The sequence below is a fragment of the Streptomyces sp. Je 1-332 genome (assembly GCF_040730185.1).
Taxonomy (GTDB): domain Bacteria; phylum Actinomycetota; class Actinomycetes; order Streptomycetales; family Streptomycetaceae; genus Streptomyces.
The window spans coordinates 4,435,214-4,461,019 of sequence record NZ_CP160402.1; the positions used below are offsets into that span (position 1 = coordinate 4,435,214).

Here is a 25,806-nt window from a genome sequence, read left to right on the forward strand (position 1 = left end):
AGGCGCTGAAGTGCTGAGGCGCTGAAGCGCTGAGCCTCTGCTGAGTCCGCGTTGTCAGTGGCGTGCTCCACAATGAATTCCGAAGGCGCGCGACATGCGGCGCGGAGAAGTCGCCACGTGCCGCGCGAGGAAGCCGCGACGTGCGACGCGAGGAAATCGCGACGTGCGACGTGGGAAGTACAGAGCAGGGCGGAGGCGGTGAGCGATGACCGTATGGGACGACCTGGTGGGCCAGGAGCGGGTGAGTGAGCAGCTCGGTGCCGCCGCCCGGGACGCCGACACCCTGGTCACCGCCGTGGCCGCAGGCACCCCCGTGCCCGAGGCGTCGAAGATGACGCACGCCTGGCTGTTCACCGGACCGCCCGGCTCCGGGCGGTCCACCGCCGCCCGCGCCTTCGGGGCGGCGCTCCAGTGCACCAGCCCGGACCGCGCGCTCGGGGGCGCCCCCGGCTGCGGCTTCTGCGACGGTTGCCACACGAGCCTGGTCGGCACGCACGCCGACGTCGAAGTAGTGCGTACGGACCTGCTGTCCATCGGCGTCAAGGAGACCCGTGAGCTGGTCAGGCGGGCCCAGATGTCGCCCGCCGGTGGCCGCTGGCAGGTCATCGTCCTGGAGGACGCCGACCGTCTCACCGAGGGCGCGGGCAACGTCCTCCTGAAGGCCGTGGAAGAGCCCGCCCCCCGCACCGTATGGCTGCTCTGCGCGCCCTCCCTGGAGGACGTGCTGCCCACCATCCGCTCGCGCTGCCGCCATCTGACGCTGCGTACGCCTCCGGTGGAGGCCGTGGCGGACGTGCTCATCCGGCGTGACGGCATCGAGCCCGATGTCGCCGCCGCCGCCGCGCGTGCCACCCAGGGACACATCGGCCGCGCCCGCCGGCTCGCGACCGACCCGCGGGCACGCGAGCGCCGTGCCGCCGTGCTCAAGCTGCCCCTGCGGGTGGAGGACATCGGCGGCTGCCTCAGGGCGGCGCAGGAGCTGATCGACACCGCGGGCGACGACGCGAAGCAGGTCGCCGAGGAGGTCGACGTCAAGGAGACCGACGACCTGAGGGCGGCGCTCGGCGCGGAGAAGGGCGGCCGGATGCCGCGCGGCACGGCGGGCGTCATGAAGGAACTCGAGGACCGGCAGAAGCGCCGCAAGACCCGCACCCAGCGCGACAGTCTCGACCTCGCGCTCATCGAGCTGACCGGTGTCTACCGAGACGTGCTCACCCTCCAGCTCGGCTCGCGCGTGGCGCTCGCCAACACGGAGGTGCTCGACATGTTGGAGCGCCTCGCGCGCGGCACATCGCCCGAGTCCACCCTGCGCCGCATCGAGGCGATCGGTGCCTGCCGCACGGCACTGGACCGCAATGTGGCGCCGCTGCTCGCGGTGGAGGCCATGACGGTGGCGTTGCGGGCGGGTTAGCGGGGGCCACGTCGGCGGCCGAGTGAGCCGGGTGGTTGACCGTGCCGACCGGTTGACGGTGTCACCCGTACGGGCACTTTGCGTCACCGATCCAATGCATGGCGTTACGCTCACGTGATGCGCATCAGAGGACTCCGCACCCCCGCGACCGCGTTCCTGGCCGCCGGACTGCTCATCTCCGGCTGCTCGGCCGGGAGCACGACGGCGGACGTGTCCATGGCCGCGCTGCCCCGCGCCACCCCGCAGGAGCTGTCCCCGTACTACGAGCAGAAGCTGAACTGGCGCGAGTGCGGCGTCGCCGGCTTCGAGTGCTCCACGATGCGGGCGCCGCTGGACTACGCGAAGCCGGACGGCCCGGCGATCAAGCTCGCCGTCTCCCGGAAGAAGGCCACGGGGCCCGGTAAGCGCCTCGGCTCGCTCCTGGTCAACCCGGGCGGCCCCGGCGGCTCGGCGATCGGCTACCTCCAGTCGTACGCGGCCCTCGGCTACCCCGAAGCGGTCCGCGCCCAGTACGACATGGCGGCGGTCGACCCGCGCGGCGTGGCCCGCAGCGAGCCCGTCACCTGCCTCGACGGCAAGCAGATGGACGCGTACACGCAGACGGACGTCACCCCGGACGACGAGCGCGAGGCCGGCCAACTGTCGCTCTCGTTCAGGAAGTTCGCGGCAGGCTGCGAGAAGCGGTCCGGCGAGGTGCTGCCGCATGTCTCCACGGTGGAGACGGCCCGCGACATGGACATCCTGCGCGCGGCGCTCGGCGACGAGAAGCTGAGCTACGTGGGTGCTTCGTACGGCACGTTCCTGGGTGCGACCTACGCGGGGCTCTACCCCGACCGCGTCGGGCGCCTCGTCCTGGACGGCGCGATGGACCCGTCGCTGCCGGCGCGCCGCATGAACCGTGACCAGACGGCGGGCTTCGAGACGGCGTTCCGGTCGTTCGCGAAGGACTGCGTGGGCCGGCCGGACTGCCCGCTCGGCACGGGGAGCGAGTCGGACGCGGGCAAGCGACTCAAGTCCTTCTTCGACGAACTGGACCGCGCGCCGATCCCGACCGGTGACTCCGACGGCCGCAAGCTCGGCGAGGCGCTCGCCACGACGGGCGTGATCGCCGCGATGTACGACGAAGGGGCCTGGCCCCAGCTGCGCACGGCGCTGGCCACCGCGATGAGGGACAAGGACGGCGCGGGCCTCCTCTCCCTCTCGGACAGCTACTACGAGCGTGACGGCGACGGGACGTACGCGAACCTGATGTTCGCCAACGCCGCCGTGAACTGCCTTGACCTGCCCCCCGCCTTCGACTCGGCCGCCGACGTGAGGAAATCCCTCCCGGACTTCGAGAAGGCCTCCCCGGTCTTCGGCGAGGGCCTGGCCTGGGCCTCGCTGAACTGCGCGTACTGGCCGGTGAAGGCGACGGGCGAGCCGCAGCGCATCAAGGCGGACGGCGCGGCCCCGATCGTCGTGGTCGGCACCACGCGCGACCCGGCGACCCCCTACCGCTGGGCCGAGTCCCTGGCCGACCAGCTCTCCTCCGGCAAGCTGCTCACCTACGAGGGTGACGGCCACACGGCGTACGGACGCGGCAGCAAGTGCGTGGACTCCGCGATCAACGCGTACTTGCTGAAGGGCAAGGCCCCGGACGACGGAAAGCGCTGCTCGCAGGGGTGACGCGGGCCGGGGAGTCCCGCCTGCCGGGGGTGGACGGAGCACCCCCGGAAACTGTGTAGACTTGGCGTCGCTGCTGATCGCACCATAGGTGCGGGACGCGTGCCGCCTTAGCTCAGATGGCCAGAGCAACGCACTCGTAATGCGTAGGTCTCGGGTTCGAATCCCGAAGGCGGCTCCGTAGAAGCCCCAGGACTCACTCGCCGTGACCTGGGGCTTTTGCTTTGCCTGGGGTTGTCGCGGCAGATGGGCAGTTGGGTAGTTGGCAGTGCGGCGGGTGGGTGTGCGGTGCGGTTTCCCGGGAGCTCTATTGGAAGAGTTTTCTAGAAATGAGTTTCAGGAATGAGGGCCTCCAGGTTGCTCTAGGCTGGGCGGACCATGAGCCCCAAGCAGCAGCGCGGTGAAGAGACCGCCGGTCGACTCCTGGATGCCGCGCTCCGGGTGTACGCCGAATCCGGCGAGCAGGGCGTGACCGTCGGTGCGCTCACCAAGGCGAGTGGTGTCAGTCTTGGTAGCCTCTACCACCACTTCGGCAGCGTCGACGGCCTCATGAACGCGTTGTTGCTGCGTTGGCTCGGGCGGCTCCTTGCCGAGCTCGCCGCTTCCGTGGAGCGGTCCCGTACGGCCCGTACCGGTGTCCGTTCTCTCGTGCGGGCCTACCTGGATTTCATCCAGGCGAACCCTGACGCCGCCCGCCTCTTGCACTCTTCGTACGCCGACCGGCTCGGGATGGCTCAGGCCAGGCAGCTCCGTGACGCGCAGGAGGCCAGGCTCTCTCCGTTGACCGCCTGGATGCAGCAGCACGTCGACTCGGGTGAGGTCGCTCCGCTTCCCATGCCCTTGATCGAGGGGCTGGTCCTGGGGCCTGTCGTCGCCACCGCGCGGCGTTGGTTGGCCGGTTTCGATGATGTCGATCTCGATGAGGCTGCCGGGGTGCTGCCGGAGCGGATCTTTCGGTCGATCGTGGCCTGAGGTTCGCTCGCCCGGCGCCGTTGCCTGGTTCAAGGTCACCGCCACTCATCTCATCCAGCGCGTACCCGGTTACAAGGCATACGAGGTGTAGGCAGCCTGCCGGGAGTTATGAGGATCCTGTCAGGCCGCTGTCCGTACCCGGTCAGGCCCCTACCGCCCCGCCTATGCTCGACGCCATGTGCGCTTTTGTCCTGGTCGCGGAGGATGACGAGAAACAGGCCGAGCTGGTCCGCCGCTATCTGGAGCGTGAGGGCCACACGGTCGCCGTCGTCCACGACGGGCGCGCCGCGATCGACGAGGTGCGGCGCAGGCCGCCGGATCTGCTCGTGCTCGATGTGATGATGCCGCGGGTCGACGGACTCGGCGTCACGCGCGTCCTGCGGGGCGGGAACGCTGGCGGGCCCGTTTCCGGCATTCCGATTCTGATGCTGACCGCCCGCACGACCGAGGACGATCTGCTGCTCGGGCTCGATCTCGGGGCCGACGACTATCTGACGAAGCCCTACAGCCCGCGCGAGCTGATGGCCCGCGTCCGTACGCTGCTGCGGCGCTCCCGGGGCACGCACCACCCCGTCGTCGACGGTGCCGAGGCCGTGCCGCGTGTGCTGCGGGTGGGCGGGCTCTCCGTGGACCCGGTGCGGCACGAGGTGACCGTGGACGGGCGGCTCGTCGAATGCACTCCGGGGGAGTTCGAGCTGCTCGCGGCGCTTGCGGCGGAGCCTGAGCGGGTGTTCACGCGGCCCCAGTTGCTTGATCGTATTCATGGGTCGTCCGGGTACATATCGGCGCGCACGGTCGACGTACACGTACTGAATCTGCGCAAGAAGATCGAGATCGATCCGCGCAGGCCGCGGTATCTGGTGACGGTCTTCGGCGTCGGCTACAAGCTCACGGGTGCGGGGGGCCTCGACGCTGCCCTCGACGCCGCCCTCGGGGCGGCGGCGCGACGTGGTGCGTGACATACCGTTCCGGAAGAGTCTGCTGCCCCGGCTGCTCGCCGTCTCCGTGCTCGTCTCCCTGGTCTCGATCGCGGCCACCGCCTGGCTCGCCGCGCAGACCACGTCCGGCGCGATCCGGCAGGAGCAGGGGCAGGTACTTGCCGACGACGCCCGTGTCTACGACGAGTTGCTCGGTCTCGCGGCCGGTGCGCCGGGGTGGCGGGACGCCGAGAAGTCGGTACGGGAGCTGGCCCGGAAGACCGGTCGGCGTATCGCCCTGACCACGCAAAACCGTGTGGTCATCGCCGACTCGCGGGTCGGTAGCGGCGGTAGCGGCGACAGCGGCAGCAAGGGGGCCGGGGCCGGCGAGGACGGCAAGGGGGCCGCCGGGGTCGGGTTGCCGTCCAAGGCGTCCGCCGTCGTCGATCCGCTCGCCGTCGACGGGGCGTTGACCGCCGGTGCGGGGCGTGCGGACGCGGCGGCCGGGGGCGGGGGACACGGGGGGCAGGACCGCATCGATCCGCGCGCGGTCGGGCCCTTCCGACTGCCGGAGGCGGAGCGCGAAGAGCTGGCGAAGGTGGCCGCCGGCGTCGTCGGCTGCATGCGTGACCTCGGGGTTTCCGCCCATGCCGTGCAAGGGCCGAGCGGGCGTCCACGCGTCGAGGCCCCCAACGACCCGTCCGACCTCCTCGACTCCAGTTGCCGCGATTACCGGCTCGACATGCCCACCCGTACCGAGAGCAAGGCGCTCGACCGGCTCAACGAACTCACCAACGCGTGCCTGCGGCGCGGGGACGCCCCGCCCGTCAAGGTCGGGCTCGATCTGACGTGGTGGCAGTCGGTGGGGGAGTTCGACCGGCGAACCGAGGGCTACATCTCTCCGAGCGAACCGCCTACGGATACGGGCTCGCCTACGGGAACAGTCCCGCCTGCCGACGCGAACCCGCCCACCGGCACGGACCCGCCCACCGGTACGGACCCGCCCACCGACACGGACCCGCCCGCCAAGCCGGGTGACCGGGCCGAGCAGGGTGCCTCCCCGGTGCCGAGCGCTCCGCGCGCAGGGCGGGGCACGCCCACGAGCACCCCCGCGGAATCGTCGTACCCCGTCGGGCCGTCGGGCGGTGTCAGTCGCGTCGACAGCGAGTTCGACACCAAGACCGCCGCCTGCGTCGGCAGCGCCCGGCGCGAGCAGCTCGGTCCGTATGTCTCCGCGCCCGCGCTCCTGTTCGTCACCGCCTCCGACGGTTCGCGTGCCGCGGCGGCCCGCGCGGGAGAGAACGCCGGGTTCAGTCTCTCCGGCGCCAACACCGCACGCCTCGCTGGCCTTTCGGCGGGCATCCTCGCGGTGACCGTCGCCGTCACCGCCTTCGCCGCGTCCCGGCTGACGCGCCCGCTGCGGGCGCTGACCGCCGCGACGCAGCGGATGAAGACGGGCGAGGCGGCCGAACCCGTCACGGCGCGCTCGGCGGGGTCGGCGGGCGAGATCCGCCAACTCGCCGACGCCTTCAACGACATGGCTGCTCATCGCAAGGCTCTGGAGGATCAGCGTCAGGCCATGGTGAGCGACGTCGCGCACGAGTTGCGAACGCCGCTTTCGAACATCCGTGGCTGGCTGGAGGCGGCCGAGGACGGCGTGGTCGCCACCGATCCGGAACTGGTCTCCTCGCTCCTCGAAGAGGCCGTGCTCCTCCAGCACATCGTCAACGACCTGCAGGATCTCGCCGCGGCCGACGCCGGTACGCTCCGGCTGCACCGCGAGCCCGTACACGCGTCCGACGTCGTGGACCAGGTCGCGGCGGCGCACCAGGCGGGTGCCGAAACGGCGGGTGTGCGGCTGAGCGCGACGACGCTCGGCGATCCGTGTTTCACGGCCGATCCGCTCCGGCTCCGCCAGGCCATCGGCAACCTGGTCTCCAACGCGATCCGGCACACCCCCGACGGCGGCAGCGTGACGATCAGCTGCCGGGCCACGCTCGACGAGGTGGTGGTGGAAGTCGCCGACACCGGGAGCGGTATCGACCCCGATGACCTGCCGTACGTCTTCGACCGCTTCTGGCGCGCGGACAAGTCGCGTACGCGGGCGACGGGCGGCAGCGGGCTCGGCCTCGCGATCGTCCGGCAGTTGGTGGAGGGGCACGGCGGGACGGTGACGGCACGGAGCGCGCCGGGGGAGGGGGCGGTGTTCACGGTGCGGGTGCCGGCGGAGTGATGGGTGCGGGGGTTTGCGGGAGGGGCGGGGCGGGCGAGGGGAGAGGGGTGCTGGGACGGCCGCTGTGATGGGTGATGAGACGGCCGCTGTGATGGCCGCTGCGGTGGGGGTTGAGACGGCCGCTGCGAGGGGGGGGCTGAGAATGCCACTGCGAGGGGGGGCTGAGATGGCTGACGCCGGGGGTAGGCGGGTGTTACCGGGGGATACTGTGCCGAGGGCTGGCGCGGTGGCCCGCCCACGTACGCGCGTGGTGGGCGAATGGTGGGAAATCCGTGAGCACTTGGTGCCGGAATCCGGAGGCCGCAGCGTGGGCCCGAGGTGCGTGAGGGCGGCGCTTCCGGCGTGGATACGGCGCCGCCCGCGCGGGTGAAGTTCCGGGCGCGGGACTGCTATGGCTTTGCGTGCGCCGCAACGCCCCAACCCCGCAAGGAAGTTGCGGGGGCGTCGTAGTGACTGAGCGGGCCCGGCCACAACGGTGACACTCCCCCGAGTTACGCGCTTGGCGCGAGTACCGGCGGGGCCGGGCCCGATGTTCTGATCCCATCAGGGCCTGCCAACCGATCGCTAACATGAGGCCAACGGTTGGCGGGAGATGGCGTGGACGTGCGGTGCGACGGGTTGCGGTTCGGGCTCCTGGGCGCGCCGGCCGTGTACGACGCCGAGGGCGAGCCGCAGCCCGTGCAGAGCGCCAAGGGGCGTGCGCTGCTTGGCGCCTTGCTGCTCGAACCGGACAGGGTGGTCTCCGTCGAGGCCCTCAAGGACGCACTGTGGGGCGGCGCTCCGCCCGCTTCCGCGCACGCCTCGCTGCAGAACCACGTGACGCGGCTACGCCGGCTCCTGGACGACCCGGACCGGCTGCGGGCGGTGCCTCCGGGGTACCGGTTGCGGGTGGCCGACGGCGAGTTGGACGTACGGGTCTTCGAGCAGCTGGTCGCGCAGGCCAGGGCCGCGCACGCCGGGCGTGACTGGGAGGGCTGTGTGTCGGCCGCGTCCGGCGCGCTCGCCCTGTGGCGGGGCGCCCCGCTGGACGGACTGCCCGCGGACGCGGCGGGCCACGCGCTCGTACCGCGCCTGGAGGAGGCGCGGCTCCTCGCCCTCGAACTGCGGTACGACGCTGAGATCGCGGCCGGGACCGGTGGCGGGGGCCTCGTGCCGGAGCTTGCGGAGCTGGTCGCCGAGTATCCCCTGCGGGAGGCCTTCCACCGGCAACTGATGCTGGTCCTGCACCGCACGGGCCGCCAGGCGGAAGCACTCGCGGTCCACCGGGAGCTGCGGCGCAGGCTGGTGGACGAACTGGGCGTGGAGCCGGGCGCCTCGGTACGGGAAGCGCACCGGGAGGTACTGCAGGAGCCTGCGGGCTCCTCGGCTTCCGGCGCGGTGGATCCTGGGCGTGCGTCCTGGGCTCCCGTTGACCGGCCGTTTCCGGATTTCGGGGGGTTGGCGGCCGGGGCTGCCGGAGGGCGGGCATCCGGGGGTTCCGGTGGGCGGGAGCCCGGGGCTTCCGAGGGGCGGGCATCCGTGGGTGCGGGTGGGCCAGGGGCCCGGGTTTCCGGTGGGGCGGCCTCCGGGGCTTCCGGTGGGTGGGAGGTTTCGGCTTCCGGGGGGCGGGAGGTCACGGCCTCGGATGGGCTGGCGTCTTCGGCTTCCGGGGGGCGGGAGGTCACGGCCTCCGGTGGGCCGGCGTCTTGGGCTTTCGGGGGGCGGGACACATCCACCCGCCCCGCCCAACTTCCGCCCTCGCCGCCCCACTTCACCGGGCGCGAGGACGTGGTGCGTTCCCTGGGGCGCCTTCTTGCGGGGGACGGGGGCGGTGGGCCCGGCGGGCAGGGGCCCGGCGGGCAGGGGGCCGGTGGGGGTACTTCCGCCCTTGCTGTGCTGTCCGGCATGGCAGGCGTGGGGAAGAGCGCGCTCGCTCTGCACGTCGCGCACCGGCTGCGCGAGCACTTCCCCGACGGGCAGCTCTACGTCAATCTGCGCGGCGCCACCCCCGGCATGACGCCCCTCACGCCAAGCCAAGCGCTCGCCGCCCTGCTTCGGGATCTCGGCATCGAGTCGAGTCAGAGCCCCGAACACCCGGACGCCGCAGCCGCGTTGCTCCGTTCCCTGCTCGCGCCCACCCGCACCCTGGTGGTCCTGGACGACGCGGCCACCGCCGCGCAGGTGCGGCCGCTGCTGCCCGCGGGCCCTGGCTGCGCGGTCATCGTCACCAGCCGTTCTCCGCTCACCGCACTCGACGGTGGGGGGCGCTTCCCGCTGGAGCCGCTCTCCGAGGGGGACAGCGCCGCCCTGCTGCGCGCGGTCTCCGGCCGCGTGGCGCTCGACCCGGGGCACCCCCTGGTCGAACTCGCGGGCCGGCTGCCCCTCGCCCTGCGGATCATCGCGGCCCGCCTCGCCGCCCGCCGCGCGCTCACCCCCGACGCCCTCGCCGAACTCCTCACCGTCAGCGGCGGACGCCTGCACCACCTGGAGCACGACGACCTCAGCGTCCGGCGCTCGCTGGCCGTGGCGCTGGACGCGCTGCGCACCTCGGAGCGCGAGTCCGACCGGGACGCGGCCGCCGCCCTCGCCGCGATCGGCGCGCTGGACCTCCCGGCGTACGGAGTCCCGCTCGTCGCCCGCCTGTTGGGCGTGGAGGAATGCCGTGCGGGGGCCGCACTCGACCGTCTCGTCGACGTCGCGCTCCTCGACGAGACGGCCTACGGCCGCTACGCCCCGCACGACCTCGTACGCGACTTCGCGCGCGAAGCGGCCCACCAGGACGGGGCGGGGGCGAAGGACGTCGTGGAGTCGGCGCTGCGGTGGTACGCGGAGTCCGCGCGGCAGAGCCTGCTGGCGATCATGCCGGAGGGACTCGACCGCGACGACCGTCTCGGGGACGTACCCGACCGGCTGCTGCCCCGGCACTCGCACACGCACTGCCACTCGCACACGCACGGGCACTCGCACACGCCCACGCCCGACGGCGGCGCGGAAGCCGACGACACGGACGACAGGGGCGACGCCGACTGCTGTCCCGTTCCGGCCGTGCCACCGATGTCCACCGACGACGCCTTCGCCTGGGGCGACACCGAGCTCGCCAACGTCATCGCACTCGCCGACCGCCACGGCCGCGACTCCGCCCTCCTGCCCCTGCTGGTCCGCTGCTTCTTCTCGTACCTCAAGCGCCGTGGCCGCCTCGCCGAGGCGGACCTCCTCAACCGCCTCGCGGTGACCGCGGCCCGCCGCTGGAAGGACACCGCGGCCGAGGCGCAGGCCCTCACCGATCTCGCGGGCCTCAACTACGTGTCGGGCCGCAGCGGTACGGCGCTCAGCCTGATCGACGAGGCCCTCGACCTGTGGCGGAAGCTCGACCGCATGTCGTGCGTCCACCGCGGCGTCATCAACCGTGGCCTCCTCCTCGAAGCGCTCGGCCGCTACGAGGAGTCAGCCGAGGCACTGCGCCAGAGCCTGGATCTCGCCACGGCCATGGACGACCCGCTGAGCGAGGCGTTCGCCCTCAGCAGTCTCGGCAACGTCTACGAGCACACCGACGCGCGCGCCGCCATCTCCTACTACGAGCGGAGCCTGGCGATCGGCGAGACCCTCGGGCACGTCGGTCTGCGCCAGGAGATCCACTGCGACATGGGCAAGGCCTACCTCGTCCTCGGCGAACCGGACGTGGCGCTCCGGCACTTCGAGGAGAGCCTGCGCATTCACGGCGAGGCCGAGGACTGGCACAACGAGTCCAAGGTGCGCCTCGGCATGGTCCGCGCCCTGCGCGAGACGTCCCGCACGCAGGACGCGGGGCGCGAGTGCGCCGACCTCCTGGAGCGCGCGGAGCAGCGGGCCGACGCCCACATGGCGGGTCTTGCCCGCCATCAGCGAGGGCTTCTGCTGTACGGCGAGGGGCGCGCCGAAGAGGCATACGCGCAATGGAAGTCGGCGCTCGAATCGCTGGACGGCACGGACAGCAGCGAGGTGGCGGGTGAGCTGAAGAGGCTGCTCGCGGGTGCGGGTGCGGGTGCGGGTGCGGGCGCCGGTGCGGGTGCCGGTACGGGCGCGGGCGCAACGGCGGGCTCACCCACGGGCTAAACGGCGGGCTCAACCACGGTCTCGCCGACAGGCTGAAGATCCCCCGGACCCCCGGCCCCCGGCTGCTCGGCACCCCGGGCCCCCAGCTGCCCCGTCGCGGCGCGCAGCCCCCCCTCTCCGACGCCTACTTCGCTTCCGCGTAGCACTCCACCACTGCCACGGTGAACGGGAAACGTACCGGCGTCTCGCCGAACGCGATGCGTCCCGCCAGGTCCCCGGCCGCGCGGATCGCCGCCGTGACCGTTTCGGCCTCCTCCTGCGGGCAGTGCACGATGACCTCGTCGTGCTGGAAGAAGACCAGCTCGGCGCGGAGGCCGGCCGCGGCGATGGACTGGCGCAGCGCGGCCAGCATCAGCAGGGCCCAGTCGGCCGCGCTGCCCTGGACGACGAAGTTGCGGGTGAAGCGGCCACGGGCGCGGGTGTTGCTGGAGGCGTAGCCAGGAGTGAACTCGCCTTCCTGGGAAGGTGGTTCAGCGGGGTCCTCCTGCGGGATGCCCGCCTCGTCGAAGTCCCCCGCACCGGCCGCCGGCGGGCTCGTACGACCCAGCCAGGTCCGTACGAGTCTGCCCTCCTCGCCTGCCTTCGCCGCGTCGTCCACGTAGGCGACCGCGGCGGGAAATCTGCGGCGCAGTGCCGCCAGGTTCTTCAGGCCGTCGCCCGACGTCTGCCCGTACACCGCGCCGAGGAGCGCGATCTTGGCGTGGTCGCGGTCGCCGGAGAACGCGCGGTCCGAGAGGCGCGTGTACAGATCCTCGTGGCTCCCGGCCACTTCCATCAGGCCCCGGTCGCGGGAGATCGCGGCGAGGACCCGCGGCTCCATCTGGTCGGCGTCGGCGACGACGAGCCGCCAGCCGGGGTCGGCGACGACCGCCCGCCGGATGATCTTGGGGATCTGCAGCGCGCCGCCACCGTTCGTGGTCCAGCGGCCGCTGACGGTGCCGCCCGGGGTGTACTCGGGCCGGAAGCGGCCGTCGCGCACCCAGTCCTGCAGCCAGCTCCAGCCGTGCGCCGTCCAGATCCGATACAGCTTCTTGTACTCGACGAGGGGCCGCACGGCCGGGTGGTCGAGTTCCTCGAGCTCCCAGCGGCGGGTGGACTTGATCCGGATGCCGGCCTGGGCGAAGGCCTTGATGACGTCGTTCGGCAGGTCGGGGCGGACGCGGCGGCCGAAGGCGGCGGAGATCTCGTCGGCGAGTTCGGCGAGGCGGCGCGGTTCGGCCGCGCCCGCGTTCCTCCCGCCGCCCGGATACCGCTCGCCGAGGAGTTCGGTGAGCAGGGCGTGGTGGACGTCGGCGCGCCAGGGCAGGCCCGACACGTTCATCTCGGCGGCCACCAGCATGCCCGCCGACTCGGCCGCCGTGAGCAGCCGCATCCTGCCGGGATGCTCGGCGGCCTCGTGTCTTCGCTGCTGCGCGGCGTAGACCTCCAGGAGGGCGTCGAAGGGGAGGGAGGTCACGGGGGACGGCTCGAAGAGGGAGTCCTGGGCGCCGGGGGAGGCAGCTCTGGGGGGAGGGTCGTTCGGCACCGGGGCGTTGTGCAGGCGCGCCCAGGCGGCAGCCGCGGAGCGGGGCTCGCCGAGGCGGCCCTCGTGACCGAGCAGGAGCAGCTCGGCGTCCTCGACGTCGTAACACCGCTCTACGCGGACGCCCGCCGCGAGCAGCGCCGGATAGATCGCGGCGGTGGAGCGCCAGACCCAGCGGCTGACGTCGGGCCTGGCCCGGACGGCCGAGGCGAGGTCCCGCTCGTGCCGCACCGGCCCTGCGGGCAGGCCGTCTTCCCCGAGGGGGGCGAGGGTGGCGCCTCCGGCCTCGGTGGCGGCGAGGGCCCACCTTTCGGTCATGCGGTCGAGTGTGTCAGCAGGCACTGACAACGGGGCGGACGGCTTTTGCCTCCGGGGCGGTCCTTGCTCGTTCTTCGGCGTGAGTGCTCGTCCGGGTGTCCCGACATGCGGGGCGCGGCGGGCGCTGCGAGGCTCGGAGCCATGAGAGTGGCCCTTGCGCAGACCGACTGTGTCCTCGGAGAGGTGGAAGAGAACCTGGCGGAGGCTCGGGACCAGATCGGTCAGGCGGCGGCGCAGGGCGCGGACCTCGTCGTCTTTCCCGAGCTGAGCCTGCACGGGTACCACCTGGGCGGCCTGGAACGCGACACGTCGCTGGAGGCGATGGACCACCGCCTCCGGGAGCTTTCCACCGCGGGGCCCGACGTCATCGTCGGCCTGCACGAGCACACGAGTTTGCGCGCGTACAACACGGCCGCGTACTACACGGACGGTCAACTCCTCCATGCGCACCGCAAGTTGTACCTGCCGAACTATCTGGCCTGGGAGGAGCGCAAGCACGTCAGTCCCGGCCAGCACCTGCGCGCGTACGACCTGCCGGGCGGGCGGGGCCGTGCCGCGACCCTCGTCTGCAACGACGCGTGGCAGCCGGTGCTGCCGTGGCTGGCCGTGCAGGACGGTGCCGAGGTCATCATCGTCCCCACGAACAGCGCGGCGAGCCTGGATCCCGAGGCGATGGACACGGGTCTGTACTGGGAGACCCTGCTGTCCTATACGGCGCGCATGCTGCAGTGCTGGGTGGTGTTCGTGAACCGGGTGGGCAACGAGAACGGGGCGTCGTTCTGGGGCGGTTCGAGGGTGGTGGACCCGCGGGGGGCGGTTGTGGCGCAGGCGCCGAAGTGGGAGCCGGGGCTGGTGACGGTGGACATCGACGTCCATGAGGCGCGGCGGCATCGGCGGGCGGTGCCGCTGGTCGCTGAGGCGCGGCTGGGCCTGGTCGACCGGGAGGTACGGCGGCTTATCGATGAGGGCGGTGACAGCTAGGGCCTGCGCCTTGCGGCGGGCCGGGCGGTGTCTTGTGCCGCCGCTGGGCGCGGCGGCGGGGCCTCTCCGTTACCCGGGCCCGGTAGCCGCCGGGGCGGTAGCGGGCCCCTCTCGGCGGCCTGCTTCACCCCGCAGCGCTTCCTGACCGAACGGGCCTCTCCCACCCACCCGCCCGATCACCCCGCAGCGCTTCCTGAGCGAACGGGCCTCTCCCACCCACCCGCCCGATCACCCCGCAGCGCTTCCTGAGCGAACAAGCCCTTCCCACCCACCCGCCCGATTGCCCCGCATCCACCAGTTCCCGAACAGGCCCCGCGGTGCCAGCGGGCGGGGCGTGGCACGGCACTGCGGCGGAGAGTCGCGGCGGGCCTCAGTCACGGGCGTCCCAGCCCCCGCGCGCCCGCAGTCGGCTGCGAGACGCGAGGGGACGTGCCGGTATGTCTGCCCGGAGCACGGTTCGCGGCGCTCCGGAGTCGAAGTAGCCCAGGGGCCACCGGACGATAGCGAGGACGGACATACCGGCGCGGCCCCGCACCCACCCACGGACCAACCCCGCAGAACCCACGAACCCGCAGCCCGCAGCGAGACGTAAGAGCAACGTTCCCGCACCGCCCCGGCCCCACCCCACACCCCACCCCCCCCCCCCCCCCCCACCCCCACCCACCCCCAGACCCCCGCAGCCACCCCCACCATCTCCCAAGGCACAGCCACCCCCGCCGGCGCCGACAGGCGGGTCAGGCCCGCGCTCAGTGTGCCCAGGTTCAGTGCGGTCACCGTCAGGCCCAGTACCGCGCCGACCCCCACCGCCAGCAGCGCCTCCCCGGCCACCACCAGCCGGACCTGGCCCCCCGTAGCCCCGGCCATCCGCAGCGAGCGCAGCTCAGGGCCCCGTACTGAAGTCGCCATCAGCAGCGTTCCCGCGAGGGAGATCGTCGTGTAGATCAACGCGATACCCAGCAGCATCAACAGCCCCAGCCGCGTCTGCGGCTTCGTCGCCGGATGCGTGTCCGCGAGCCACTCCTCCGCCGACCTCACCCGCAAGCCTCCGTCACCGCTCCGGCTGCCCCCCTCCCCGCCAGCAGCCGCCCGCAGCGCCTCCGCCACCTCACCCCGGTCCGCCCCGTCCCGCAGCCCCACGTCAACGCGGTCCACCGCGGCGGCGCTCCCGGCGGTCGCGGACGTGACGTACGCCCCGGCATCCCCTGTCCCCCGCGCGAGCACCGCGACGATCCGCAGCCGCGCGGGCCTGCCGTCCCCGAGCCAGACATCCACCCGCTCGCCGACCCGCCGCCGCTCCCACTCCTCGTTGACGACGATCGACCCGTCGTCGAGATCGCGTACGTCCCCCGCCACCACCGGAAGCCGTGTCACCGTGGCGAACGCCGCCGGATCGCTCACCGCCCGCGCCTCCGAGCGGACCAGCGCCGTACCTTCCTCCCGTACGAACACGGCCGTGGCCGCCGACGCCGCCGCCACCTTCACCCCGTCCACCTTCGCTGTCTCAAACGAAAGCGAGCCCAACTCCCGCCCGGTCAGCACCAGTTCGGCACCCGTACGCTCCCGCGCCTCCGCGGCCCTCGCCTCGCCCGTCGTCTCCGCAGAGCCCAGCAGCGATCCCGCGAGAGCCACCGTCACCAGAACCGGCGCGGCCACGGCCGCGGTGCGCCGCACGGACGCGGTGGAGTTCTCGCGGACCAGGAGCCCGATCGCGCCGGGAAGCCGGACGGCGCGCAGGACGGGACGTACGAGAAGGGGAGTCAGCGCGGCGAACGCGGTGATCAGGATCATCGGCTGGGTCGTGTACGTCTTCCGCTTCATCAGCGCCGACGGATCGCTCCACAGCGTCCACGCCAGCAGCCCGACCCCCGCCGCAAGCAGGGCACCTCCGACGATCCGGCGGCTCCACGGCATGACGCCCGTATCGACGGACGCGTCCCGCAGCGCCTCGACGGGACCCACGCGCCCCGCCCGCCGCGAGGCGATCCACGCCCCCGAGAAGGCCACCGACACCCCGACCCAGAACGCGAGATGGTACGGCCAGACCGCCCCGCCGATCCCGAACCACTCGGGAGCGATCCCGGCCTCCACCAAGGCATCGGCAAGCACCGGCGCGCCCCGGGCGCCCAGCGCGCACCCCACCCCGGAGGCCGCGACACCCACCGCGAGCGCCTCCGCGAGCAGCATCCTGCGCACCTGCCCCGGCGTCGCTCCGGCCATCCTCAGCAGCCCGAACTCCCGCCGCCTTAGCGCCACGATGAAGGCGAAGGTGGACGCGGTGACGAAAACGGACACGAACGCGGACACCCCGCCCGCCGTCCCCAGGAACGAGTTCACCGCCACGAGCGCTTCCGCGTCCCGCGCCGGCGGCTCCGGATCGGCGAGCCGCCGATCGCCTCCGGTCAGGACACGCGCCCGGGACCCGACGACTTCCCGCACCTCCCCAACCGGGGCATTCACCCCCACCGCGTCCCTCTTCGCCCCGTCCACCCGGACGGGACCGAGGCGTCGAAGCTCGCGCAGAAGTTCGATATCCACAGGGTGTGGATGAGCGAGCGGCTTCGATACGTGGGCGGTGTCCGGGCCGCGCTTCACCGGGACCGTCAGGGTGTTCTGCCCCATGACGACCACGGGAGACCCGGCGAACCGCACGGGCTCCCGTTCCGGCGCACTGAACGTCGAGGCGAGCCCGAGCCCCATCGCGGCGGTGAGCGCAACGCCGAGCGCGACGGCGACGAACGCGCCGATAAGCCCGGCCCAACGGGTACGAAGGGAAGCAAGAAACATCATCGCCCGGCCACCTCTCCACAAGCGGAGGTCAACGCTCCGGAGGCCGGCGCACCCGGAGCCGGCCCACCCGGAACCGGCCCACCCGGAACCAGCTCACCCGGCCCCGCCCCCCGGCGTCCCGCCTCAAGCCCCGCCATCCGGCGTGCCACCTCACCCGCGTCCGGCGCGAGCACCTCATCCGTCACCCGGCCGTCCACCAGGAACACCACCCGGTCCGCGTACGACGCCGCCACGGGATCGTGCGTGACCATCACCGTCGTCTGGCCTTCCCCGTCCACCAACTCCCGCAGGAGCGACAGCACTTCACGGCTGGTCGTGGTGTCCAGGGCGCCGGTCGGCTCGTCGCCGAACAGCACCGCGGGGCGCGTGACAAGTGCCCGTGCCAACGCCACCCGCTGCTGCTGACCGCCCGAGAGTTCTCCCGGCCGGTGCCGGGCGCGGTCGGCGAGGCCTACGCGGCCCAGGGCGTCCCCCACCTCCGTACGCGAGGGTCTGCGGCCCGCGAGGCGCAGCGGCAGGGCGACGTTCTGGGCGGCGGTCAGGGACGGAAGGAGGTTGAAGGACTGGAAGACGAAGCCGATGCGGTCCCTCCGCAGCAGGGTCAGCCGCCGCTCGCTCAGCCCCGTCAGCTCCGTGCCGCCCACCTCGACCGTGCCGGACGTCGGCCGGTCGAGCCCCGCGGCGCACTGCAGCAGTGTCGACTTGCCGGAGCCGGAGGGCCCCATGATCGCGGTGAAGGTGCCGGCACGTATCGCGAGGTCGACGCCGTCGAGGGCGGTCACGTCACGGTGGAGACGGCGGACGGCGGTGAGCCGTACGGCAGTTGAGGTCATGCCCCAACCCAACCGTCCGCGCCCTCGCCGGGCACGACCACTGGGGGGCGTACTGGGGGTATGGCCAGCCATACCCTTGACGTATGGATGATCCGGCGACCGAGGCGACAGCGGCGACAACGGCGAGAGAGGTTGTCGACAAGGCGTTCGCGGCAGCGCTCTACGTGGACGGCGACGAGGGCCTCGACACCGGCGCGTCCCTCCTCGCGGCGACCCCCGACGCCGACGCGGAGCTGTGGCGCAGGGGCGAGGAGCTGGTGCGCAGGGCGTGGGAGCGGGGGTGGCAGCCGGCGGACGTCATTCGCATGGTCGGGCGCGCGCAGGGTGAAGGCGCCCTCGCGCAAGGCGCCGGTGCCGGTGCCGGTGCCGGTGCCGGTGCCGCCGACCGTACCCACCTGACGCGGCTGGCCGCCGAGCTGATCACCGCGGAGACCAGGCGGTACGGCGACACGCTCCCGCCCCGCTGGAACGCGCAGCTGGCCGAACTCGCCCTCCAGGACGCCCCGAGGCTCGACCGTTTCTCCCGGGCGACCATCATCCTCGGCCTCTACCGACTTCTCCTGCGGCTTCCCGCGATCGAGCCCGTCGGCCCGGCCCCCGGCTCTCCGCTGCACGCGGCGCCGCCTCCCGGGCATGAGGAGCCCCGCATCCTCACCCGTATCCGCGCCCTGCTCGCGAAGGCCGAGGCCACCGGGTTCCCCGAGGAGGCCGAGGCGCTCACCGCCAAGGCGCAGGAGCTGATGGCCAGGCACACCATCGACGAGGCCCTGCTCGCGTCCCGCACCCACGCCAAGGACACTCCCGGTGCCTGCCGTATCGGCGTGGACGCCCCGTACGAGACGGCGAAGGCGATCCTGCTTGACGCGGTGGCCACCGCCAATCATTGCCGGGCGGTGTGGAACGAGGCCTACGGCTTCTCGACCGTCGTCGGCTTCGAGTCCGACCTGGAAGTGGTCGAACTCCTCCACACCTCCCTCCTCGTGCAGGGGACGGCGGCGATGACGAAGGCGGAGGCGGGGCAGCGGGCGGGCGGCCGGAAGCGTACGAAGACGTTCCGTCAGGCTTTTCTGCTGGCGTACGCGAATCGGCTCGGGGGGCGGCTGGCCGCGGCGGCGGAGAGTGTGGCGATCGAGTCCCCGGATGCGGGGGAGTTGCTGCCCGTTCTTGCCGCCCGGGATGTGGCCGTCACGTCCCGTGCCGAGCGGATGTTTCCTGCGACGACTACCACCAGGGTGCGGGGTGTGGTGGATGCGGAGGGGTGGACGGAGGGTGTGGCGGCGGCGGACAGGGCAAGGATGACGCCTCCGGGGGCGTCCTGACTCCCTCCCGGGGCGGGAGCTGTGCCTTTCCTCTCATGGCCCCCCCCGCGGTGTCTCCTCCCCGAGCGGGCCTCCCCACCCACCCGCCCGATGCCCCGCAGCCTCCCCTGACCGAACAGGCCTCTCCCACCCACCCGCCCGATCACCCCGCAGCCTCCCCTGAGCGAACAAGCCTCTCCCACCCGCCCGATTGCCCCGCAGCCACCGGTGCCCGAACAAGCCTTTCCCGCCCACCCACCCGATCACCCCGCAGCGTCAGGGGGTGGGGAAGAAGCGCGCGGGCCCCCCGCCCCCGCGCCCCTCGCAACCTCGCCCCATATGCCCCGTATCATCACAGAGTGACCTGGCTTCGAGCGCTGAAAGCGACCGCTCGCTCGGGGCTGACCGTCGAGCGGAAGCGGCTCGAGCCGCTCATCGCGTTGCGCGGCGCAGCCGGCCTCGCCCTCGTCATCGGCGTGAGCCTCACCCTCTTCGGGCCGGCCGTAGCCGCCAGCTCGGCCTTCGGCGCCTACCAGGCCGCCATCGCCACGTTCCAACGCAGCTGGCGCCCCCGCCCGGAACTCGCCCTGGCCTCCGGCACGAGCCTCGCCATCTCCACCTTCCTCGGCTACCTCACCGGCTCCCACACCCTCCTCTTCCTCGCCCTCCTCGCCCTCTGGACCTTCCTCTCGGGCCTCAGCTGGGCCGCGGGCCCGACCATCGGCATCATCGCCTCATCCAACGTCGCGATCATGCTGGTCACGGTCACCCTGCCCGGCTCCCTGGCCGCCGCCGCGGGCCACGCCGCGATGATGGTGGTGGGCGGCGCCGTCCAGGCCGCCCTCGTGGTCCTGTTCCCCGTACGCAGATGGGGTGCCCACCGAGACGCCCTCGCCGACGCCCTCGCCGCCGAGGCCGACTACGCCCGCCGCCTGCGCCACGACCCCCACGCCGACTTCGACCCGGAACCCCTGATGGCCGCCCGCGACGCGGCGACCATCACCCCGCGCCAGGCCCGCACCCGCCCCGCCGAACTCCACGGCGCCCGCGGCGTGGCGGAACGTATCCGTCCGGTACTCGCCTCCCTGGCCGACCCCGCGGTGGGCGCACCGGAAGAGGGTCCCGAACGCGACCGCGTACGCGAGATCCTGGCCGCGGCGGCCGCGATCCTGGACGCGGCGGCCAGAGCCATCCGGCACGGCGAACCGGTGAAGATCCCGCCCGCGGGCGTGGCCACACTCCGGAGCCCGGACACCGGCGCGATCCTCACGGGCCCGGCACAGAGAGCGGCGAAACGCCTGGCGGCGCTCCTGCGCGACGTAATCGAAACGGCAGGCAGGCCCCCCGCAAAATACGCCACTTTCACCACGACAGAACCCAAAAAAGAGACCCCGGAGACCCCAAAGAGCCCAAAGGCACCAAAGACCCTGGAGGCCCCAAAGATCCCGGAGGCCCCAGAGCCCCCCACTCCCCTCCTCCGCCCCACCCTCCCCGCCCTCCTCCCCGCCGCCCTCCGCGCCATAAGAGGCGAGCTCCGCCGCCGCCATGAATCCCCCGTCACCCGCCACGCGATCCGCGTCACCGCCGTGGCCGCCGCCGGTTACCTCCTGGGCACCTGGCTCCCCCTCGGTCACGGCTACTGGGCCCCCATGGCCTCCGTGATGGTGATGCGCCCGGACTTCTCGCAGACGTACTCCCGCGCGGTGGCCCGCTTCGGCGGCACGCTCGTGGGCGTCGCCCTGGCCACGGGCCTGGTGCAACTCGCCGACCCCGACACCGAGCTCTCCGCCGCACTCGCCGTGCTCTGCGCCGGGATGATGTACCTGCTGATGCGCACGGGCCAGGTCGCCGCCCAGGCCTGCGTCGCCGCGTATGTCGTGTTCCTGCTCGGCATGGGCGGTGAGCAGTGGACGCAGACGGTGCCGGAACGCGTCGTCCTCACCCTCCTCGGCGGCGTCCTCGCGATGATCGCGTACGCCGTGTACCCGGCCTGGGAGACCCCGCGCCTGCGCAACCGCCTCGCCGACTGGCTGATCGCGGACGGCCGCTACGCCGCTGCCGTCGTCAGCCGCTACGCCGACCCCCAGGGCAGCTCCTGCCCGAACGTCCGCGAGGCGCTGCTCGCCGCCCGTGACGCCCGCATCGCGTGGCAGGAAGCCGCCGCCCGCGCCAAGAACGAACCGGTACGCCACCGTGGCCTCTCCCGAGCCGCAGCCGCCGACGCCGAGGACACCCTCGCCCAACTCGGCCGCGTGGCCATGCTGATGGAGGCTCACCTACCGGACCGCGACGCCACCCCCGTCCCCGCGGCCGACCGCCTCGCCAAGGCCTTGCGCAAATCGACCGAGGACGGCGCGAAGGCCGTACGCGAGCGCCGGGTCCCGAAGTGGGAAGCCGTGCGCAAGGCTCTCGACGAGTGGGACGGCGAGGGCGTCCCCGACCGGGTCGTACGCAGAGGAGCGGGCCTCCTCCTCACGACCCTCGAGGAACTGTCGGACGCCCTGGACACAGCACCGCCACCCATGCTGGTGGACGGCTCAGAAACAACCACGCAGACCGCGCAAACGACACAGACGACACAGACGACCCAGACGACACAGACGACACAGAAAACACGAACGACGCGAACGGAAAACGGGCCGCAGGACCCCGATCAAGGTCCCACGGCCCGCTGACCGCGTCACGCGTCACACGTCAAGCACGTCAAGCACGTCAAGCACATCACGCACACCACGCAACGGAGCCTCAGGAAGAAGACTCCGGAAGCCCCGCCGTAGGCAGCCCCTCCGGCAGCTTTCCGCCCTTGGTCCGGGTGAACTGGTCCTTGCCCGCGCCCTGCCAAGCGACCGTCATCGACGTACCGTTGACCGACTCGACCGTGCCCTTGGTGCGGTCGGAGTCGCCCTTGACGCACTTGAGACTGATCGTCTCGCCGCCGGCGGACCCACTGCACAGGACCTTCTCACCGAGCAGCGTCGCCTCCTTCCCGGCGATGAACAGCGCGAGCGGATTCCCGTCGGCGGTGGTGACCCAGCTGCCCTCGAAGCTGCCGTCCTTGCCACCGGAATCCGCACCGGAACCCGCCCCGGAATCCGCACCCTCGTCCGGCGTACCGGCCCCAGCGGACGATCCCGCCGAGCCCTTGCCCTTGTCCTTGCCCTCATCCCCGTCGCCGCCGTCACTGCTGCAACCGGTCAGGACAAGAGCGGCGACAAGACCCGCCGCCGCGGCACCGATACGTACGTTCCGGACCTGCGTGCGCACTGAAGTCCCCCTAGTCACTACCCAGTCGATCTGCTCAATCGACCAGCCCGGCCGATGAATCGCGCGCCAAGCTACCAGGACGACTTGCGCACCCCGGGCAGGAATCCGGCGTGCGCTTGGTCACGCAGCTTGACCCGGGAGAGGCCGAACTTCCCCACGTAACCGCGTGGGCGCCCGTCGACGCTGTCCCTGTTGCGTACGCGCGTCGCACTCGCGTCCCGCGGCTGACGCGCCAACTCCGCCTGCGCGGAGCGGCGTTCGGCCTCGCCCGTCCCGGGGCGGCGGAGGATCTCCTTCAACTCGGCCCGCCGCACGGCGTACCGCGCGACGATCTCGCGCCGCTTCTCGTTCTTCGCGATCTTGCTCTTCTTGGCCATCAGACCATCACCCCACGCGCACGGATCCTGGCGACGGCGGCTTCGACGCCGATGGCGTCGACGGTCTTGATGCCCTTGGCGCTGAGCCGCAGCCGCACATGGCGGCCCTCGCTGGGCAGCCAGTACCGCTTGCGCTGGACGTTGACGTCGAACCGGCGTGACGTACGCCGGTGCGAATGCGAGATCTGGTTGCCGAAGCCCGGCTCGGCGCCGGTCAGCTGGCAGTGGGCGGACATGGTGACGCACCTCTCGGTCGTGGGGAGAAGGGGATCCCGTGGAATCCCCGTGGTCCCGTTTTGAAAACGGGATTCATTTTCATACACTACCGGCATGGCTCGCAACGAACTCCGTCCCGTCATCAAGCTCCGGTCAACAGCCGGCACCGGCTACACGTACGTGACCCGCAAGAACCGCCGTAACGACCCCGACCGCATGACGCTGCGCAAGTACGACCCGGTCGTCGGGCGGCACGTCGATTTCCGAGAGGAGCGCTGACCCGTCATGCGCAAGGACATCCACCCGCCGTACGGCCCTGTCGTCTTCCGTGACAAGTCCGCCGGCTACGCCTTCCTCACCCGGTCCACGGCGACCAGCGACAAGACCGTCGAGTGGGAGGACGGACGCACCTATCCCGTCGTCGACGTCGAGGTCTCCTCCGCGAGTCACCCCTTCTACACAGGCACGGCCAAGGTCCTGGACACCGCGGGCCGCGTGGACCGCTTCGAACGCCGTTACGGCACCCGGTGAACCCGGTGAACTCGAACCCAACGGATCCAACGGACCCAACGGACCCAACGGACCCAACAAACCCAACGGACCGAACGAATCGAACGAACCCCATGGACATCGCCATCGTCGGCGGGCTCCACTCCGACGCCCGCAAGGAAGCCGTCGAGCGGCTCCTCGCCACCGTCCCCGGAAGCGTGGCGCTCCACCACGACCTCGCGACCGCCGCACACGGCACCGTTGTGCGTACGGTGCGCGACGCCACCGGAGTGCTCTCCACGGGCGAGGCACCGCTGGTCAACGACTGTGCGTGCTGCGCCCTGCGCGAGGATCTGGTGCCCGAACTCGAACGGCTCGCGGACTCCGGTCTCACGCGGCTCGCGGTCGTCGAGCTGTGGGACTCCGTGGAGCCCAAGGCCATGGCGGGGGTCATCACGGCGCAGGGGCACGAGGGGCTGCGGCTGAGCGGGGTGATCACGGCCGTCGACCCCGCGCTCCTGTTGCCCTACCTCGGGAACGGCGACGACCTCATGGAGGCCGGGCTCGCCGCGGCCGCCACGGATCAGCGCACGGTCGCCGACACCTTGGCCCGCCAGCTCGAGTACGCCCCCGTCCTGGCCGTCGCGGACTCGCCCGACGCCGACGACGAGGACCGCGCGCTCCTCGCCCAGCTCCACCCGACCGCCCGGCAGGTCCCGATCAGCGGTCATGGGGGCCTGGCGGGCGCCGCGCTCGCCGGATTCGACGTCGAGGCTGCCGCCGCGGCCCAGCATCCGTCCTGCGCGCTGCTGCCGACCGACGCCGACGAGGCGGGGGTCGCCACCCTCGTATGGCACCGGGACCGGCCCTTCCACCCGGAGCGGCTCTATCAGGCCCTTGAGGACCTGACCTGCGCGGCGGCCCGCAGCCGGGGGCGGTTCTGGCTCGCCGACCATCCGGACACGCTGCTCGGCTGGGACGCGGCGGGCGGCGCGCTGTGCGTGGAGAGCGCGGGGCCCTGGCTCGCGTCGCTGCCGGATGCCGCGTGGGAGATGGTGCCGCCGGTGCGGCGGGCCGCTGCCGCGCTCGACTGGCATCCCGAGCACGGTGACTGCTGCCAGCACCTGGTCTTCGTCTCGCCCGGCCTGGACCGCGAGGCACTGGAACAGGTCCTGGAGTCCTGCCTGTTGACGGACGAGGAGTACGCCGCCGGGCGCGAGGCCTGGAAACACCTGCCCCCCGCCTTCGACACCCTCCTGGAGGCCTGACTGCCCCCAGCCGCGAACCCCGCGGACTGGACCAGTACGTGAACGTTGGAACAGGAAGGGCGCGATACGCGTCTCTCCCTAGTGCATGGAGGCTTCGACCCGGACGGTCCGGCACAGATGACGGCAAGAAAGATCATGGGCGGGGGGCGGCGTTCGTATGTCATGCGGGGGCTGGGGCAGGTGCTGACAGAGCTGTAACCAAGGGAACACCGCGCGTGCACGTGCATCTGCCCATGCATCGGCATGTGAACACAGCTATGATCCGGGACAGTTGACTACTGCATCTAGAACGTTCCACAGCGTTCTGGAGCCACATCAGGCACTGCACCACCACCGGGGAGCGACTGTGCATCACGTGTTCAACGGCATGGCTGCCAAGGAGCTGCACGGGGTGGTCTGGCAGAAGAGCAGGCACAGCAACTCGCAGGGAGCCTGCGTGGAGTTCGCGAAACTGCCGGGCGGCGACGTCGCGGTACGGAACTCGCGGTTCCCCGACGGGCCGGCGCTCGTCTACACGCGCGCCGAGATAGAGGCCATGCTGCTCGGCATGAAGGACGGGGAGTTCGACCACCTCATAGGTGGCTGACCTACAACCCGCCACCTACGCCAGCTGGAACAGCGCCCACACGACCTTGCCCCGCAGTGCGCCCGCGAGAGGGTGCCAGCCCCAGCTGTCGCTGAACGAGTCCACCAGGAAAAGGCCGCGGCCCGATTCGGCCGAAAAGTCGTCGTCGGTCTCGCGCGTGACCGGACTGTCGTCGCTGGGGTCGCGCACCGCGCACACCAGACGTGAGGTCCAGCGCATCAAGTGCAGCCGCACCGGCGGGCCGTGGTCGCGCGGGGTGTCGGACGGCAGGGCGTGTCTGAGGGCGTTGGTGACGAGTTCGGAGACGACGAGGGCGATGTCGTCGAAGCGCTCTTCCAGTTCCCACTGACCAAGCGTCTTACGGGTGAACTGCCGTGCGCTGCCCACCGCTTCGTAGCGGGCGGGCAGGGAGCAGGACGCGGCGCTGGAGACGGCCGAGGGGTCGAGTGGGGGAAGCCCCTGCCGTAACGGCTCGAGCATGGTCGATCCATTCGTCCCCATGCGAGGCACTCCCCGGTTTCGCGGTACATAGCGATGGAGCGGTGGTGCGGTCGGTACAGCGGCGCTGCGGCGCTGCGGCGCCGCGGCGGTGACACAGCGG

20 protein-coding genes and 1 tRNA gene are annotated in these 25,806 nt (G+C 72.0%); 14 read left to right on the plus strand and 7 right to left on the minus strand.

What is annotated here, in order from left to right:
• Nucleotides 1-205: 205 nt before the first annotated feature.
• From ABXJ52_RS20110 to ABXJ52_RS20140, 7 genes are all read left to right on the plus strand, one after another.
• The gene (locus tag ABXJ52_RS20110) at nucleotides 206-1,411 is read left to right on the plus strand and encodes a DNA polymerase III subunit delta' (protein WP_367043989.1); all 1,206 of its coding nucleotides are present in this window, start codon (nucleotides 206-208) and stop codon (nucleotides 1,409-1,411) included.
• A 117-nt stretch (nucleotides 1,412-1,528) separates the two neighbouring features.
• Nucleotides 1,529-3,076 (plus strand): alpha/beta hydrolase, encoded by a 1,548-nt coding sequence (locus ABXJ52_RS20115; protein WP_367043990.1) that lies wholly within the window; start codon nucleotides 1,529-1,531, stop codon nucleotides 3,074-3,076.
• A gap of 101 nt (nucleotides 3,077-3,177) precedes the next feature.
• Nucleotides 3,178-3,251: transfer RNA gene (locus ABXJ52_RS20120), tRNA-Thr, on the plus strand.
• Nucleotides 3,252-3,451: 200 nt separating this feature from the next.
• A complete protein-coding gene (locus tag ABXJ52_RS20125) occupies nucleotides 3,452-4,045 on the plus strand; it encodes a TetR/AcrR family transcriptional regulator (protein WP_367043991.1) in 594 nt (197 codons plus the stop codon).
• Between the two features lie 176 nt (nucleotides 4,046-4,221).
• Nucleotides 4,222-5,004 carry a response regulator transcription factor gene (locus ABXJ52_RS20130; RefSeq protein WP_367043992.1) on the plus strand — a complete coding sequence of 261 codons (783 nt, stop codon included), beginning with the start codon at nucleotides 4,222-4,224 and terminating at the stop codon, nucleotides 5,002-5,004.
• On the plus strand, nucleotides 4,997-7,195 hold the full coding sequence (locus ABXJ52_RS20135; protein WP_367043993.1) for a HAMP domain-containing sensor histidine kinase: 2,199 nt from the start codon (nucleotides 4,997-4,999) through the stop codon (nucleotides 7,193-7,195). The genes ABXJ52_RS20130 and ABXJ52_RS20135 overlap by 8 nt, the downstream gene beginning before the upstream one ends.
• Before the next feature lie 603 nt (nucleotides 7,196-7,798).
• Nucleotides 7,799-11,266, plus strand: coding sequence for a BTAD domain-containing putative transcriptional regulator (locus ABXJ52_RS20140; protein ID WP_367049138.1), 3,468 nt, complete (start codon nucleotides 7,799-7,801; stop codon nucleotides 11,264-11,266).
• Between the two features lie 124 nt (nucleotides 11,267-11,390).
• Here ABXJ52_RS20140 and ABXJ52_RS20145 read toward each other — a convergent pair whose 3' ends face one another.
• Nucleotides 11,391-13,106 (minus strand): bifunctional 3'-5' exonuclease/DNA polymerase, encoded by a 1,716-nt coding sequence (locus ABXJ52_RS20145; protein ID WP_367043994.1) that lies wholly within the window; start codon nucleotides 13,104-13,106, stop codon nucleotides 11,391-11,393.
• Nucleotides 13,107-13,247: 141 nt separating this feature from the next.
• Between ABXJ52_RS20145 and ABXJ52_RS20150 the strand changes: the two genes are divergently transcribed.
• Nucleotides 13,248-14,087, plus strand: coding sequence for a nitrilase-related carbon-nitrogen hydrolase (locus tag ABXJ52_RS20150; protein ID WP_367043995.1), 840 nt, complete (start codon nucleotides 13,248-13,250; stop codon nucleotides 14,085-14,087).
• 228 nt (nucleotides 14,088-14,315) lie between these two features.
• On the opposite strand, the gene ABXJ52_RS20155 is transcribed toward ABXJ52_RS20150, so the two are convergent.
• Nucleotides 14,316-16,874 (minus strand): ABC transporter permease, encoded by a 2,559-nt coding sequence (locus ABXJ52_RS20155; RefSeq protein ID WP_367043996.1) that lies wholly within the window; start codon nucleotides 16,872-16,874, stop codon nucleotides 14,316-14,318.
• Nucleotides 16,871-17,707, minus strand: coding sequence for an ABC transporter ATP-binding protein (locus tag ABXJ52_RS20160; protein ID WP_367043998.1), 837 nt, complete (start codon nucleotides 17,705-17,707; stop codon nucleotides 16,871-16,873). The genes ABXJ52_RS20155 and ABXJ52_RS20160 overlap by 4 nt, the downstream gene beginning before the upstream one ends.
• Nucleotides 17,708-17,790: 83 nt before the next feature.
• On the opposite strand from ABXJ52_RS20160, the gene ABXJ52_RS20165 reads away from it, so the two are divergent.
• Both ABXJ52_RS20165 and ABXJ52_RS20170 read left to right on the plus strand, forming a co-directional pair.
• A complete protein-coding gene (locus ABXJ52_RS20165) occupies nucleotides 17,791-19,026 on the plus strand; it encodes a DUF2786 domain-containing protein (RefSeq protein WP_367043999.1) in 1,236 nt (411 codons plus the stop codon).
• Nucleotides 19,027-19,364: 338 nt separating this feature from the next.
• Nucleotides 19,365-21,680: an FUSC family protein gene (locus tag ABXJ52_RS20170; RefSeq protein WP_367044000.1), complete on the plus strand. Its 2,316-nt coding sequence runs from the start codon at nucleotides 19,365-19,367 to the stop codon at nucleotides 21,678-21,680.
• 70 nt (nucleotides 21,681-21,750) lie between these two features.
• On the opposite strand, the gene ABXJ52_RS20175 is transcribed toward ABXJ52_RS20170, so the two are convergent.
• The 3 genes from ABXJ52_RS20175 to rpmB form a co-directional block, all read right to left on the minus strand.
• Nucleotides 21,751-22,269, minus strand: coding sequence for a hypothetical protein (locus ABXJ52_RS20175; RefSeq protein WP_367044001.1), 519 nt, complete (start codon nucleotides 22,267-22,269; stop codon nucleotides 21,751-21,753).
• 71 nt (nucleotides 22,270-22,340) lie between these two features.
• On the minus strand, nucleotides 22,341-22,646 hold the full coding sequence (gene rpsN / locus ABXJ52_RS20180; protein WP_367044002.1) for a 30S ribosomal protein S14: 306 nt from the start codon (nucleotides 22,644-22,646) through the stop codon (nucleotides 22,341-22,343).
• Nucleotides 22,646-22,882 carry a 50S ribosomal protein L28 gene (gene rpmB, locus ABXJ52_RS20185; RefSeq protein ID WP_367044003.1) on the minus strand — a complete coding sequence of 79 codons (237 nt, stop codon included), beginning with the start codon at nucleotides 22,880-22,882 and terminating at the stop codon, nucleotides 22,646-22,648. Before rpmB ends, rpsN begins: the two co-directional genes overlap by 1 nt.
• A 94-nt stretch (nucleotides 22,883-22,976) precedes the next feature.
• Between rpmB and rpmG the strand changes: the two genes are divergently transcribed.
• The 4 genes from rpmG (at nucleotide 22,977) to ABXJ52_RS20205 (ending at nucleotide 25,205) form a co-directional block, all read left to right on the plus strand.
• Nucleotides 22,977-23,141 (plus strand): 50S ribosomal protein L33, encoded by a 165-nt coding sequence (rpmG, locus tag ABXJ52_RS20190; protein ID WP_003999141.1) that lies wholly within the window; start codon nucleotides 22,977-22,979, stop codon nucleotides 23,139-23,141.
• A gap of 6 nt (nucleotides 23,142-23,147) precedes the next feature.
• On the plus strand, nucleotides 23,148-23,393 hold the full coding sequence (locus tag ABXJ52_RS20195) for a type B 50S ribosomal protein L31 (RefSeq protein WP_367044004.1): 246 nt from the start codon (nucleotides 23,148-23,150) through the stop codon (nucleotides 23,391-23,393).
• Nucleotides 23,394-23,485: 92 nt separating this feature from the next.
• Nucleotides 23,486-24,619 (plus strand): GTP-binding protein, encoded by a 1,134-nt coding sequence (locus ABXJ52_RS20200; protein ID WP_367044005.1) that lies wholly within the window; start codon nucleotides 23,486-23,488, stop codon nucleotides 24,617-24,619.
• A gap of 346 nt (nucleotides 24,620-24,965) precedes the next feature.
• Complete coding sequence (locus ABXJ52_RS20205) at nucleotides 24,966-25,205, plus strand: DUF397 domain-containing protein (RefSeq protein WP_367044006.1); 240 nt, start codon at nucleotides 24,966-24,968, stop codon at nucleotides 25,203-25,205.
• Nucleotides 25,206-25,220: 15 nt separating this feature from the next.
• On the opposite strand, the gene ABXJ52_RS20210 is transcribed toward ABXJ52_RS20205, so the two are convergent.
• A complete protein-coding gene (locus ABXJ52_RS20210) occupies nucleotides 25,221-25,706 on the minus strand; it encodes an ATP-binding protein (protein ID WP_367044008.1) in 486 nt (161 codons plus the stop codon).
• Nucleotides 25,707-25,806: the final 100 nt, after the last annotated feature.

Bases quoted from the DNA above. Each gene is read 5' to 3' on its own strand.
- ABXJ52_RS20110 (WP_367043989.1), top strand. From the start codon at position 206: ATGACCGTATGGGACGACCTGGTGGGCCAGGAGCGGGTGAGTGAGCAG.
- ABXJ52_RS20115 (WP_367043990.1), top strand. From the start codon at position 1,529: ATGCGCATCAGAGGACTCCGCACCCCCGCGACCGCGTTCCTGGCCGCC.
- ABXJ52_RS20125 (WP_367043991.1), top strand. From the start codon at position 3,452: ATGAGCCCCAAGCAGCAGCGCGGTGAAGAGACCGCCGGTCGACTCCTG.
- ABXJ52_RS20130 (WP_367043992.1), top strand. From the start codon at position 4,222: ATGTGCGCTTTTGTCCTGGTCGCGGAGGATGACGAGAAACAGGCCGAG.
- ABXJ52_RS20145 (WP_367043994.1), bottom strand. From the start codon at position 13,106: ATGACCGAAAGGTGGGCCCTCGCCGCCACCGAGGCCGGAGGCGCCACC.
- ABXJ52_RS20150 (WP_367043995.1), top strand. From the start codon at position 13,248: ATGAGAGTGGCCCTTGCGCAGACCGACTGTGTCCTCGGAGAGGTGGAA.
- ABXJ52_RS20155 (WP_367043996.1), bottom strand. From the start codon at position 16,874: ATGATGTTTCTTGCTTCCCTTCGTACCCGTTGGGCCGGGCTTATCGGC.
- ABXJ52_RS20160 (WP_367043998.1), bottom strand. From the start codon at position 17,707: ATGACCTCAACTGCCGTACGGCTCACCGCCGTCCGCCGTCTCCACCGT.
- ABXJ52_RS20165 (WP_367043999.1), top strand. From the start codon at position 17,791: ATGGATGATCCGGCGACCGAGGCGACAGCGGCGACAACGGCGAGAGAG.
- rpsN (WP_367044002.1), bottom strand. From the start codon at position 22,646: ATGGCCAAGAAGAGCAAGATCGCGAAGAACGAGAAGCGGCGCGAGATC.
- rpmB (WP_367044003.1), bottom strand. From the start codon at position 22,882: ATGTCCGCCCACTGCCAGCTGACCGGCGCCGAGCCGGGCTTCGGCAAC.
- rpmG (WP_003999141.1), top strand. From the start codon at position 22,977: ATGGCTCGCAACGAACTCCGTCCCGTCATCAAGCTCCGGTCAACAGCC.
- ABXJ52_RS20195 (WP_367044004.1), top strand. From the start codon at position 23,148: ATGCGCAAGGACATCCACCCGCCGTACGGCCCTGTCGTCTTCCGTGAC.
- ABXJ52_RS20200 (WP_367044005.1), top strand. From the start codon at position 23,486: ATGGACATCGCCATCGTCGGCGGGCTCCACTCCGACGCCCGCAAGGAA.
- ABXJ52_RS20210 (WP_367044008.1), bottom strand. From the start codon at position 25,706: ATGGGGACGAATGGATCGACCATGCTCGAGCCGTTACGGCAGGGGCTT.